The following is a 13,493-nucleotide window of genomic DNA, read 5'->3' as shown; positions in this document are numbered from 1 at the left end:
GCTTCCCGGCCCCGCGAATCAGCGTGTAATCACTCTCCGCCCGGCGCGCGGCACGCGTCGCACTGCACTTGCGTGACCGTGCGCTGCGCCGGATCGGCCGTCAGCCGCACGGCCGACAGCTGGTTACCCCACACACACCCGGAATCGAGCGCGACGACGTTCTCGCGCAGTATCAGGCCGAGCGCGGCCCAGTGCCCGAACACGACGGTCACGTCTTCCGTGCGGCGCCCCGGTACGTCGAACCACGGCAGATAGCCGGGCGGCGCGCTGTCGGGGCCGCCGTTCGCCTTGAATTCCATCGCGCCGTCCGGTGTGCAGAAGCGCACGCGCGTGAACGCGTTGAACGCGACGCGCATCCGGTCGCGTTTTTTCAGGTTCGGGTTCCATTGGTTCGGTTCGTTGCCGTACAGGCCTTGAAGCGTGTCGCGCCAGTCGGGGGCGCGCAGCGCGCGCTGGAGTTCGTCGGCGAGTTCGAGCGCGAGCGTGGTGTCCCATTGCGGTAGTACGCCTGCATGGACGAGCAGCATGCCGTGTTCGAAGTGCGCGAACGGGCGGTGGCGGACCCAGTCGAGCAATGCGTCGGCGTCGGGTGCGTCGAGGATTTCGCCGATGGTGTCGCCCGGGCGTTCGGTGCGCAGGCCGGCGGAGACCGCGAGCAGGTGGAGATCGTGATTGCCGAGTACGACCGTCGCGCGCGAGCCGAGGTCGACGAGGGTGCGCAGCGCGGCGAGGGAGCCGGGGCCGCGGTTGACGACGTCGCCCGCGACCCACAGCGGCGTGTCGGCGGGGGCGGAAAGCTTCTCGAGTAAGGCCTGGAAAGCGGAATGACAGCCTTGGATGTCGCCGATGGCGATGGGGGTATGGGTCATGAGAGGCAATGTGTCACAAAACTTGACGCGAGACGGAAAAGGGTGATCGCCGCAATGTGGTCTAAGGCGCCTTGGTGAGATTTTAACCTATTGATTTGAATGGGAAATTATGGAGTTTTGCAGGTCCGGTACACTGTATCAAGTTGTTAGCGACGTGGCCTTCGAGTAGCCGCGTTTCTTATAATCGACTGCTTCGCAACAAAATTAGCATTTCATGACTTTGACAGTTACGGTCAGCAGTTAGAATGCCCGCCTTGGGGGGCGCGCACGGCGACGTTGCCGCGTTCAGAATTCGTGGCGGCTCGGGCTTGAGGCCAGCCATGTATGACTAGAGGGAGCCTCATGATCCTGGTGACGGGTGGCGCGGGTTTTATCGGTGCCAATTTCGTAATCGACTGGCTGCGTCAATCCGACGAGGCCGTACTCAATGTCGATAAACTGACCTACGCAGGCAACCTTCGCACGCTTCAATCGCTGAACGGAAGCCCGAAGCACGTGTTTGCCCGTGTCGACATCTGCGACCGTGCGGCGCTCGACGCGCTGCTCGCCGCGCATCGGCCGCGCGCGATCCTGCATTTCGCGGCGGAAAGCCACGTCGATCGCTCCATTCACGGTCCGGCCGAGTTCGTTCAGACCAACGTGGTCGGTACCTTTACGCTGCTCGAGGCCGCGCGTCATTACTGGAGCGCGTTGCCCGATTCGGAGCGAGCGACCTTCCGTTTCCTGCACGTATCGACCGACGAAGTGTTCGGTTCGCTGTCTGCCACCGATCCGCAGTTCTCCGAAACGACACCTTATGCGCCCAACAGCCCGTACTCGGCGACGAAGGCGGGCTCCGATCACCTGGTGCGTGCCTATCATCATACGTACGGCCTGCCGACGCTCACGACGAATTGCTCGAACAACTATGGTCCATATCAGTTCCCCGAAAAGCTCATTCCGTTGATGATCGCGAATGCACTCGCCGGGAAGCCGTTGCCCGTCTACGGCGACGGCCAGAACGTGCGCGACTGGTTGTACGTCGGCGATCATTGCAGCGCGATTCGCGAAGTGCTCGCGCGCGGCATACCCGGCGAAACCTACAACGTCGGCGGCTGGAACGAAATGACGAACCTCGACGTCGTACATACGCTGTGCGATCTGCTCGACAACGCGCGACCCATGGCGCAAGGCTCGTATCGTGACCAGATCACGTACGTGAAGGATCGCCCGGGGCACGATCGCCGTTATGCAATCGACGCGCGCAAGCTGGAGCGCGAACTGGGCTGGAAGCCGGCCGAGACGTTCGCGACCGGTCTCGCGAAGACCGTTGCCTGGTATCTCGAAAACCAGGCGTGGTCGGACGAGGTGGCTTCGGGCGAATACCGAAAGTGGGTCGAGACCAACTACGCAGAGCGCGTTTGACAGGAGTGGCGATGGCACGCAAGGGCATCATTCTCGCCGGCGGTTCAGGCACGCGGCTGTATCCGATTACACACGCGGTATCGAAGCAGTTGCTGCCGGTATACGACAAGCCGATGATTTACTACCCGCTGTCGACGCTGATGATCGCGGGCATTCGGGACGTGCTGATCATCTCGACACCGCAGGACACGCCGCGTTTCGAGTCGATGCTCGGCGATGGCAGCCAGTGGGGGATGAATATCGAGTATGCGACGCAGCCGTCGCCGGACGGACTTGCGCAGGCGTTCATGATCGGCCGGACCTTCGTCGGCAACGATCCTTCGGCGCTCATTCTCGGCGACAACATTTTCTACGGACACGATCTTGCGAAGCAACTCGAGCGTGCGAACGAGCGCAGTGCGGGTGCGACCGTATTCGCCTACCACGTTCAAGACCCCGAGCGTTACGGCGTGGTGGAGTTCGATCGGAACTTCCGCGCGTTGTCGATCGAGGAGAAGCCTGCGCAGCCGCGTTCGCAGTATGCGGTTACCGGGCTGTACTTCTATGACAACCGCGTGTGCAGCATCGCGGCAGACATCAAGCCGTCGGCGCGCGGTGAACTGGAAATCACGGACGTCAATTCACGGTATCTCGCGGACGGTGCATTGAATGTCGAGATCATGGGACGCGGCTACGCGTGGCTCGATACAGGCACGCACGATTCGCTGATCGAGGCGGCGACGTTCATCGCGACGCTGCAGAAGCGTCAAGGGCTCGTGGTCGCGTGTCCCGAGGAGATCGCGTACCGCCGCGATTGGATCGACGCGGAGCAGGTGCTGAAATTGGCGCAGCCGCTCGCGAAGAACGCTTACGGACAGTATCTCAGGAACCTACTCACCCACCAGGTCGCATGGCAATCCACGTAACGGCAACGGCACTCCCCGAAGTCAAGCTCATCGAGCCGAAGGTCTTCGGCGACACGCGCGGTTATTTTTACGAAAGCTTCAACGCGCGCGAGTTCGCGCAAGGCGTCGGGGCCGACGTCGAATTCGTCCAGGACAACCATTCGCGATCGACGAAGGGCGTACTGCGCGGGCTGCATTACCAGATCGAACATGCGCAGGGCAAACTCGTGCGCGTGATCGAGGGCGAGGTATTCGATGTGGCGGTGGACATTCGTCGCAGCTCGCCGAATTTCGGGAAGTGGGTTGGCATGGTTTTGTCGGCGGACAATCATCGTCAGCTTTGGGTGCCGCCCGGTTTCGCGCATGGTTTCGTCGTGTTGTCGGCGGCCGCGCAATTCCTTTACAAGACCACTGATTACTGGTTCCCCGAGCACGAGCGCAGCATTGTCTGGAACGATCCGGAGATTGGAATCGCGTGGCCGATCGACGGTGAGCCGATCCTGGCATCGAAGGACGCAGCCGGCAAGCGATTGAGCGAATCCGACGTTTATGCGTAAAAGTGACATGAACGCCGCACCGACGATCCTCGTGACGGGAGTGAACGGACAGATCGGTTTCGAGCTGTTGCGGGCGCTGCAGGGGCTCGGGCGTGTGGTGCCGTGCAACAGGTCGACACTCGATCTGTCCGATCTCGCGCGCGTGCGCACGTTCGTGCGGGACGTGAAGCCGTCCCTGATCGTCAACCCTGCCGCGTATACGGCGGTGGATCAGGCAGAGACCGATGTCGATGCCGCACGCCGCCTGAATGCCGACCTGCCGCGTGTATTCGCGGAGGAGATGGCGCGCGGCGGCGGCGCGCTCATTCACTATTCGACTGACTACGTGTTCGACGGTACGAACACTGAGGCATACGCGGAAACCGATGCGACGAATCCCGCCAATGTGTATGGCGCGACCAAGCGTGACGGCGAACTGGCGATTGCGGCGGCCGGCTGCGCGCATCTGATCCTTCGAACGAGCTGGGTGTATGGCCGGCGCGGCAGGAACTTCCTGCTGACGATGCTGAAGCTGGGCGCCGAGCGACCGGAGCTGCGGATCGTCGCGGACCAGGTCGGCGCACCGACGTGGTCGAAGACCATCTCCGCCACCACGGCGCACATCGTCGCGCAGGGCAACGCATCGACCGAGGCAGACTGGTGGGCGCGCCGATCCGGCGTCTATCACCTGACCTCGGCCGGTGCCACGTCGTGGTGCGGTTTTGCCGAAGCCATCTTTGCGGCCGCGATGGCGTTGGATGCGCCGAAAGTCGTACCGATCACGTCGTCCGACTATCCAGCGCCGGCGAAGCGACCCGCGAATTCGAGGCTGGCGCTCGACAAGCTGAGCGCAACGTTCGGACTGCAAATGCCGCACTGGCGTGAGGCACTGGCGCTGTGTCTGGCCGAATGATCCCTGTCTCCCTGCGTATGTGCTGACTGTCGAGCAGGATCAGACCCTAATAAAGATCGCAGCGGATCGCTCGCGGACCAGGGATGGTGCCTGGTCTGACACATTTGCCGCGGCATGTGACAGGGCGGTAACGTCCGGTTGTTCCCGCCGGGGGAGACGACGCGAGGGCGAACGATTGCGCGGAAGGCGTCGTCGGGCCTTGCCTGGCGGCCGTTCCGGGTCAACCGTCGTTTTCGGGGGGAGTGGTGCCGGCTATAATTCCGTTCCGGCCGGGTCTCGCATGACCGACTGGCAACCAAGCCGGCGGGTGTATGGATGTAAGTGGCGAAGGCGTTGGCTTCGCCAATGAATACTAAATGTGGAGTGAATGTGATGTTAATCCCCGTCATCCTGTCCGGTGGTGCCGGTACGCGACTTTGGCCCGTCTCTCGCGAAGGGCATCCCAAACCGTTCATGAAGCTCGCCGATGGCGAGAGTCTGCTGCTGAAAACCTACCGCCGCGCTGCCGCGGTGGTAGGCGGCGGTGAGGACGCGTCGCAGGGAGAGTTGCTGACGGTCACCAACCGCGACTACTACTTCATGAGCAAGGACGAGTTCGTGGGCGCGGCGCTCGGCGAACAGCGGCCCGGCGTATTCATGCTCGAACCGGCCGGTCGCAACACGGCGCCCGCCGTGGCAATGGCGGCGCATCATGTCGCTGAGAAATACGGACGCGACGCATTGATGCTCGTGCTGGCGGCCGATCACCTCGTGCAAGACCAGAAGGGCTTCGTGGCGGCCGTCGCGAGTGCGGCCGAACTCGCGAAGCAGGGCCGGCTGGTGACGTTCGGTATCGTGCCGACGAGCCCGGATACCGGCTTCGGCTATATCGAAGCAGGAGAGCCGGTCGGGGCTGGCCGGGCAGCGCTGCGCTTCGTCGAGAAGCCGGATGCGGCAAAGGCGGCGGAGTACCTGGCAGCCGGCAATTACTTGTGGAACTCGGGCATGTTCTGTTTCAAGGCCGGCGTCATTCTCGACGAGATGGCCCGTCATGCACCGGATGTCGCCGCGGCCGCCGAGGCATGCTGGGCAGCGCTGCAGGAAGGCAACAAGACGTCGACGCAGATGCTCGAGATTCCGGCCGATTCGTTCGAGAAGATGCCCGACATCTCGATCGACTATGCAGTGATGGAGCGCTCGTCGAACGTGGCGGTGGTGCCCGCCAGCTTCGGCTGGAGCGACATCGGCTCGTGGGGCGCGGTGCGTGATCTGGTCGAGCCCGACCAGGACAGCAACCGGGCCGTCGGCGATGCGATCTTCGTCGATAGCCGCAACATGTACGTTCAGACGCAGGATCGCGTCGTGGCGTCGGTCGGCGTGGCCGACCTGATGATTATCGATACGCCGGACGCGCTGCTGGTCGCCCACCCCGACCGCGCGCAGGATGTGAAGCAGGTGGTCGCCCGCCTGAAGAAACGCAATCACGACGCGTACAAGCTGCACCGCACCGTGAGCCGTCCGTGGGGCACCTACACGGTGCTGGAAGAAGGCCCGCGGTTCAAGATCAAGCGCATCGAAGTCAAGCCGGGTGCGAGCCTGAGCCTGCAGATGCACCACCACCGCAGCGAGCACTGGATCGTCGTCAGCGGGATGGCCAAGGTCGTCAACGGCGACCAGGAGATCTTTGTCCGGACCAACGAGTCCACGTATATTCCCGCCGGCCACAAGCATCGTCTCGAGAATCCGGGCGTGCTGGACCTCGTGATGATCGAAGTGCAGAGTGGCGAGTATCTGGGAGAGGACGACATCGTTCGCTTCCAAGATGTGTACGGGCGGGCTTGATGCTGGGCATGCTGAGAGCCCTGTGGGCCTATCGCGGCTTCATTCTGGGAAGCGTCAAGCGGGAATTCCAGTCCAAGTACCGTAATTCCCTGCTGGGCGCGGCATGGACCGTCCTCAATCCGCTCGCGATGATCGTCGTCTATACGGTGATCTTCTCGCGGGTGATGCATGCCCGGTTGCCCGGCGTGGACAGTACCTTCGCGTACAGCGTTCACCTGTGCGCTGGCGTTCTGCCGTGGGGCATGTTCGTGGAAGTCGTCAGTCGCGGGCAAACTGCTTTCATTGACAACGCCAATTTGCTGAAGAAGCTGAGTTTTCCGCGGCTGTGCCTGCCGGTGATCGTGGTCGCCAATGCGCTGGTCAGTTTCGTGATCGTGTTCGCGCTGTTTACCACGTTCCTGGTGATCAGCGGCAATTTCCCCGGCATTTCGTACCTCGCGATTTTTCCGGTGCTGCTGGTGATGACACTGTTCGCAATTGGTCTTGGCGTCACGCTGGGCGTACTGAACGTATTTTTCCGCGATGTCGGGCAGTTCTTCGGGATCGTGCTGAATTTCTGGTTCTGGCTGACGCCGATTGTCTATTCGGTCAACATCCTCCCGGAGACCGTGAAGTCGGCGATGCGATTCAATCCGATGGCACCAGTAATTCAGTCGTTCCAGGTCGTGCTGGTGCAGCGTGTATGGCCGGACTGGCAGACGCTCTGGCTGCCGGCCGCGCTGGGCGTCGGCCTGTGTCTTTTTGGCCTCGGCCTGTTCCGCAAGCATGCGGGCGAAATGGTGGATGAACTCTGATGGGCACCATTACCGTTACCAATCTGGGCAAGGCCTACAAGCAGTACCCGACGCGCTGGTCGCGACTCGTCGAGTGGATGGACCCGCGTCGCAAGCAGCATCACAAGCTTCACTGGGTGCTGCGTGACCTGAATTTTTCGGTGCGCGCCGGCGAGGCGATCGGCATTATCGGTATCAATGGCGCGGGCAAGAGCACGCTGCTGAAAATGATCGTCGGGACCACACAGCCGACCGTCGGCAGCGTGACTATGACCGGGCGCGTCGCCGCACTGCTCGAGCTGGGGATGGGGTTTCATCCGGATTTCACTGGTCGGCAGAATGTGATGATGGCCGGTCAGTTGCTGGGCTATAGCGTCGACGAACTGACTGCGATGATGCCGGAGATCGAGGCGTTTGCCGAAATCGGCGAATACATCGATCAACCCGTGCGCGTTTATTCCAGCGGCATGCAGATGCGTCTCGCGTTCAGCGTCGCGACGGCTCGCCGGCCCGACGTGCTGATCGTCGACGAAGCGCTGTCCGTCGGTGATGCCTATTTCCAGCACAAGAGCTTCGACCGCATCCGCGAGTTCGGCAGGCAGGGCACGACGCTGTTGATCGTTGCGCACGACAAGGCTGCGATTCAGGCCATTTGCGATCGCGCGATCCTGCTGAATGCGGGACGGCTGGAGATGGAGGGGCCGCCCGAGGCAGTCATGGACTACTACAACGCGATGCTGGCCGACCGCGAGAACAGCGAGGTCAGGCAGGAAAAGCTGGACAGCGGCGCGGTGCAGACCATTTCGGGAACCGGCGAGGCGCTGATCGACGAGGTCACGCTGCTCGATCAGTCCGGCCAGCCGGTCGAGATCATTGGCGTCGCGCAGCCAGTCGCGTTGCGCGTCAAGGTCAAATGCGTCAAGGCGATTCCGGAGCTGGTCGTCGGGTACATGATCAAGGACCGGCTCGGGCAGACGGTGTTCGGAACGAATACTTATCACCTGAAGCAGGTGCTGGTCGATCTCGCCGAAGGCCAGACGGTGGAATTGCATTTCGAATTCCTGGCGAATATCGGCGTGGGCAGCTACTCGGTCGCCGTTGCGTTGCACACGGGCGATGCGCATCTTGCAAACAACTACCAGTGGCGGGATCACGCGCTGGTGTTCAACGTCGTGAACATAAAGATGGATGACTTCGTCGGTGTGGCGTGGCTGCCGACGACGGTGAGGAGTTTGCCGTAGTGGACAGTTTTTATCGTGCGTTCGAGGACCGGCATCGCGGGTCGCGAGATCTGATCAAAAGCCGGCTGGCGAAATACGCAGCGTTCTTCCAGCCGCTGGCGTCGTTGCATCCGGGCGCGATGACATTCGACGTCGGGTGTGGTCGCGGCGAGTGGCTGGAGCTGATGATCGAGGCCGGATTTGTCGCGTCGGGTGTGGATCTCGACGACGAAATGCTCGAGGCGTGCCGTGAGCGAAATCTGCCGGTATCGAAGGGCGACGCGATCGCGCATCTCGCGACGCTCGACTCGAACAGCCATGCGTTGATCTCGGCTTTTCACGTCGTCGAACACGTGAGCTTCGAGCAATTGAAGACGCTCGTGAGCGAAGCGCTGCGCGTGTTGAAACCCGGTGGCCTGCTCATACTCGAGACGCCCAATCCGGAGAATATCGCGGTCGCGACGTGCAATTTCTACATCGATCCGTCGCATCAGAAGCCGGTGCCGCCGCTGCTGCTTTCGTTCGTTGCCGAGCACGCGGGGTTCGATCGGGTGAAGGTGGTGCGCCTGCAGGAGCCCGAGGCGTTGCACGATGCGCAGACGAAGGTGCACCTGTTGAACATTCTCGGTAGCGTGAGCCCCGATTATGCGATCGTTGCGCAGAAGGAGGCCGGCTCGACGCAAGGCGAGTTCGATTCGGCATTCGATGCCGACTACGGCCTGACGATCGACACCCTCGCCGATCGCTACGAAACACGGCTTGCCGCGAATCTTTCTCATGTCGACGCGAAGGTGGAGCGTGCGGAGGAGGCGATGCGGCTTTCCGCAAAGCGGTGGAGCGAACTGATCGACCGTCTGCAGACGGTGACGGAGCAGTTGACGTCCGCAGAGGAGCGATATCAGCGTATCGAGGAGCGACGCCAGCTTGTCGACGAGCGCCAGGTGCTTGAACTGCAGGCACGGCTCGAACAGGCCGAGGCCATGATGCATCAGGCGCATGCTCAACTGCATGCCATGTATCACAGCACGTCGTGGAAAATTACTCGGCCGCTTCGGATTGTGGCGCTTGTGCTGAAGGGCCAGGGGAAGACGGTTTTCAAGGCTGGACTCAAGCGCATTATTCAGCAGGCTGCACGATTCGGCGACAAGCATCCTTCGTTCAGGCGGTTCGCCGTTTCCGTGCTCAATCGTTTTCCCGGTCTCAAGCAACGATTGATTCCCGTTGTTTCCGGGACTGTGAACCCCTATCGTCCGCGGCCCGACTTGCCGCCGGAAAGCCTGAGCCCGCGCGCGCAACAAATCCATGCTGCAATGGCTTTTGCGGCGAAGCGCTACAGCAAGAAGGAGGGGGCGTGATGCGGATCGTCATCGATATGCAAGGTGCGCAGAGCACCGGTTCGCGCAATCGAGGCATCGGCCGTTACACGCAGGCGATTGCGAAGGGCCTGGTGCGCAATCGCGGAGAGCACGAGATTTTTCTGGCGCTGAGCGACCTGTTTCCCGAGACCATCGAGCCCATTCGCGAGGCGTTTTCGAACGTGCTGCCGCTCGAGAACATTCGGGTCTGGCACGCTGCCGCCCCCGTGGCGCATGTCGAAAAATCGAACGATTGGCGGCGGCATGCGGCGGAGCTGGGATTCGAGTCCTTCCTGTGCGCATTGAAGCCGGATTTCATTTATGTCACGAGTCTGTTCGAAGGGCTTGGCGACGACGCGGTCACGAGCGTCCATCGCCTGCAGCACGACATTCCGGTCGCGGTCACGCTTTACGACCTGATTCCGTATATCAACCCCGATCCGTATCTGAACAATCCGGTCATCAAGTCCTGGTACCTGGAAAAGATCGAGCATCTGCGCCGGGCCGATTTATGGCTGGGTATTTCGGAGTCCTCGCGTCGGGAAGGCATTGAGCATCTGGGGCTACCCGCGGACTGCTCGGTCAACATCGGCACCGATGCAGACGATGCATTCCAGTCCATCGACGTTTCCCCGGAACGGGAAGCGGCGCTGCGCAAGCAATATGGGCTGACGAAACCGTTTGTCCTGTACACCGGCGGCATCGATCACCGCAAGAACGTCGAAGGCCTGATTCGGGCCTATGCGCTTTTGCCTGAAGCGGTACGACGTGATCACCAATTGGCGATCGTGTGTTCGGTGCAACCCGCGAATCGGCAAGAACTCGAGCGCCTCGCGCAGCAGCATGGCCTGAGCCAGGGCGAGGTGGTGCTGACCGGATTCGTTCCGGACGAGGATTTGCTGTATTTCTACAACCTGTGCACGCTGTTTGTCTTCCCGTCGTGGCACGAGGGCTTCGGTTTGCCCGCGCTGGAGGCGATGCGCTGCGGGGCGCCCGTCATTGGCGCCAACACGTCCAGTTTGCCGGAAGTCATCGGTTGGGACGATGCATTGTTCGATCCGCACTCCGACGCGGCGATTGCCGACGCGATACATCGCGGCCTGACCGATGCGCCGTTCCGGGAAGCCTTGATTCGGCATGGGAAAGAGCAGTCGCGCCGGTTTTCGTGGGACGAAAGCGCACGCCGCACCATCGCGGCCATGGAGCAGTGGCATGCCCGGGGCAAGCAGCCCACGCATCGACACGAGTCGCAGCGCCCGAAGCTCGCCTATGTCTCTCCGCTGCCGCCTGCGCGCACCGGTATTGCGGACTACAGTGCCGAACTGCTACCCGAGCTTGCGCATTTCTACGACATCGACGTCATCGTCGACCCTGATACCGCGGGGAATCCGCAGTTCGATGGCGTGACGGTGAGGTCTCCTCAGTGGTTCCTGGACAATGCCGGCCTGTATGACCGTGTCGTCTATCACTTTGGCAATTCGTCGTTCCATCGTTATATGTTCCCGCTTCTGGACGTCGTTCCCGGGGTGGTGGTCCTGCATGACTTTTTCCTGTCCGGCATCGTTGCGGAAATGGACAGCCAGGGATGGCTGCCGGGCAGTTGGTCGCAGGCTTTGTATGAGAACCACGGCTACGCAGGATTGGCCGAACGTCATCGGAATGCAGACCCCGCTGACATCGTTTGGAAATACCCGTGCAGCCTGGAGGTCATTCAGAAGAGTCTGGGCCTGATCGTTCACTCGGAGAATTCGAAACGCCAGGCCATGCATTGGTATGGCGGCGATGTCGATGACTGGGTCGAGATTCCGTTGGCTCGTGCGACCGACGTCGATTTCGACAGACTCGGCGCGCGCGCTGCGCTCGGCATCGGAGAAAGCGACTATCTGGTCTGCGCATTCGGATTGCTTGGGCCGATGAAGCTGAATCTCGAGCTGCTGAAGGCCTGGTCTGCTTCGAATCTGGTCAAGGATTCGACTTGTCATCTGGTTTTCGTCGGCGAGAATCATTCGGGGCAATACGGGCAGGACGTGTCTCGCCTGATCCGCAATCTCGGTTCGAATGCCAACATCCGGATTACAGGCTGGGCGGATGCTTCGGTTTTCCGTCAGTATCTTGCAGCCGCCGATGTCGGCGTGCAGTTGCGAACGTTGTCGAGAGGCGAGACGTCCGCAGCCGTGCTGGATTGCATGAATTACGGCAAGCCCGTCATCGTCAACGCGAATGGCAGCATGGCCGACCTCGACGACGATGCGGTATGGAAACTGCCGGACGCGTTTACCGAGCAGCAACTCGTCGAGGCGCTGGAAACCTTGCGCACCGATACCGAGTTGCGGACGAAACTGGGTCGAACCGCACGGCAGCTCATCGTCAGTCGCCACGCGCCGGATCTGTGCGCGCAACAGTATCGCGATGCAATCGAGCGCTTCCATGTTGCCGGGTTGGCTCATCCCGCGATGCTGGCACGCGCGATCATCGCCGAGGCAGGCGCCACCGAGGACAACCAGTTGCAGCAGGCCGCGCTGGCCATGGCCCGCAACGTCGTGCCGCGCAACGCGAAGCGGCAACTGCTGGTGGATATTTCCGAACTCGCTCGGCACGATGCGAAAAGCGGCATCCAGCGGGTGGTGAGGAGTCTTGTCAAGGAATGGCTGGAGCATCCCCCCGCCGGGTTCAGGGTGGAGCCGGTTTATGCGACGGCGGCGCAGTCGTATACCTATGCCCGCCGATTTACGGCCAAGCTGATGGGTTTCGAAGACGCGTGGCTGCATGACGCGCCTGTCGATTACGGGCCGGGCGACATGTTTCTCGGCCTGGACCTCGCGCCGGAGCTCGTGCCGGCGCAGCGTGCGTTCTACCAGAAGCTCCGGCACCAGGGCGTGCAGGTCAAGTTTGTTGTATACGACCTGCTGTGCATTTTCCTGCCCCAATATTTCGGCCCCGGCGTCGCCGAGAATTTCGCCAAGTGGCTGGACGTCGTCGCGGAGAGCGACGGGGCGTTCTGCATTTCGGAGGCCGTTGCGGGCGATCTGGCTCGATGGATGGCGCAACATGCGCCGGAGCGCGCAGCCCGCTTCGCGATCGACTGGTTCCACCTGGGTGCGGATATTCAAAATTCTGTCGCGTCGATGGGACTTCCCGCCGATGCCGGGAACTTGCTGGCGACGCTGAAGCAATCGCCATCCTTCCTGATGGTCGGGACGCTGGAGCCTCGCAAGGGGCATGCGCAGATCCTGGATGCATTCGAACGGCTCTGGCAGGAAAATCGGCAGGTCAACCTTGTCCTGGTGGGCAAGCAAGGTTGGTTGGTGGGGGATCTGGTCCCGCGGCTGAAGAAGCATCCGGAACTCGGCCGGCGCCTGTTCTGGATGGAGGGTATCAGCGACGAATATCTGGAAGCGCTTTACGCCGCATCGTCGTGCTTGATTGCCGGCTCATACGGAGAGGGCTTCGGCCTTCCGTTGATCGAGGCGGCTCAACACGGGATTCCCATCATTGCCCGGGATATCCCGGTGTTCCGGGAAGTCGCTGGAGATCATGCCTATTATTTCTCCAGTGAGACCGGTCAGGATCTGGCCGTTGAAATCAACGCCTGGCTGGAACTTGAAAGCAGGGGGCAGGCGCCTTCGTCCGAAGCCATGGCTTATTTGACCTGGGCCCAAAGTTCTCGCGACCTGGCGAAGCTTTTTACAAAAAGCGCATCACTTTCGTAAGGAAAGAG

Annotated in this window: 10 protein-coding genes; 9 read left to right on the top strand and 1 reads right to left on the bottom strand. The window is 61.5% G+C overall.

The window, feature by feature from the left end:
- Positions 1-29: 29 nt before the first annotated feature.
- Positions 30-869: a symmetrical bis(5'-nucleosyl)-tetraphosphatase gene (locus HWX08_RS11095; RefSeq protein WP_174919563.1), complete on the bottom strand. Its 840-nt coding sequence runs from the start codon at positions 867-869 to the stop codon at positions 30-32.
- A gap of 342 nt (positions 870-1,211) precedes the next feature.
- Between HWX08_RS11095 and rfbB the strand changes: the two genes are divergently transcribed.
- From rfbB to HWX08_RS11050, 9 genes are all read left to right on the top strand, one after another.
- Entirely contained in the window at positions 1,212-2,273 is a 1,062-nt protein-coding gene (rfbB, locus tag HWX08_RS11090; RefSeq protein WP_174919696.1) for a dTDP-glucose 4,6-dehydratase, read from the top strand.
- Positions 2,274-2,284: 11 nt separating this feature from the next.
- Positions 2,285-3,178 (top strand): glucose-1-phosphate thymidylyltransferase RfbA, encoded by an 894-nt coding sequence (gene rfbA, locus HWX08_RS11085; protein ID WP_174919562.1) that lies wholly within the window; start codon positions 2,285-2,287, stop codon positions 3,176-3,178.
- Entirely contained in the window at positions 3,163-3,714 is a 552-nt protein-coding gene (gene rfbC, locus HWX08_RS11080) for a dTDP-4-dehydrorhamnose 3,5-epimerase (RefSeq protein WP_174919561.1), read from the top strand. The genes rfbA and rfbC overlap by 16 nt, the downstream gene beginning before the upstream one ends.
- Positions 3,715-3,721: 7 nt before the next feature.
- A complete protein-coding gene (gene rfbD / locus HWX08_RS11075; protein WP_244122734.1) occupies positions 3,722-4,606 on the top strand; it encodes a dTDP-4-dehydrorhamnose reductase in 885 nt (294 codons plus the stop codon).
- A 372-nt stretch (positions 4,607-4,978) separates the two neighbouring features.
- Entirely contained in the window at positions 4,979-6,427 is a 1,449-nt protein-coding gene (locus HWX08_RS11070) for a mannose-1-phosphate guanylyltransferase/mannose-6-phosphate isomerase (RefSeq protein WP_174919559.1), read from the top strand.
- Positions 6,427-7,221, top strand: coding sequence for an ABC transporter permease (locus tag HWX08_RS11065; RefSeq protein WP_174919558.1), 795 nt, complete (start codon positions 6,427-6,429; stop codon positions 7,219-7,221). Before HWX08_RS11070 ends, HWX08_RS11065 begins: the two co-directional genes overlap by 1 nt.
- Positions 7,221-8,441 (top strand): ABC transporter ATP-binding protein, encoded by a 1,221-nt coding sequence (locus HWX08_RS11060; protein WP_174919557.1) that lies wholly within the window; start codon positions 7,221-7,223, stop codon positions 8,439-8,441. Before HWX08_RS11065 ends, HWX08_RS11060 begins: the two co-directional genes overlap by 1 nt.
- Positions 8,408-9,775, top strand: a complete 1,368-nt coding sequence (locus HWX08_RS11055) for a methyltransferase domain-containing protein (protein ID WP_244122733.1) — start codon at positions 8,408-8,410, stop codon at positions 9,773-9,775. Before HWX08_RS11060 ends, HWX08_RS11055 begins: the two co-directional genes overlap by 34 nt.
- On the top strand, positions 9,775-13,485 hold the full coding sequence (locus tag HWX08_RS11050; protein ID WP_174919556.1) for a glycosyltransferase: 3,711 nt from the start codon (positions 9,775-9,777) through the stop codon (positions 13,483-13,485). The genes HWX08_RS11055 and HWX08_RS11050 overlap by 1 nt, the downstream gene beginning before the upstream one ends.
- Positions 13,486-13,493 lie beyond the last annotated feature (8 nt).

The sequence above is a fragment of the Burkholderia metallica genome (assembly GCF_902832845.1).
In the GTDB taxonomy this organism is placed as follows: domain Bacteria; phylum Pseudomonadota; class Gammaproteobacteria; order Burkholderiales; family Burkholderiaceae; genus Burkholderia; species Burkholderia metallica.
Note: the sequence above shows the minus strand (reverse complement) of the source record. Positions and strands in the feature narration are given on the sequence as shown.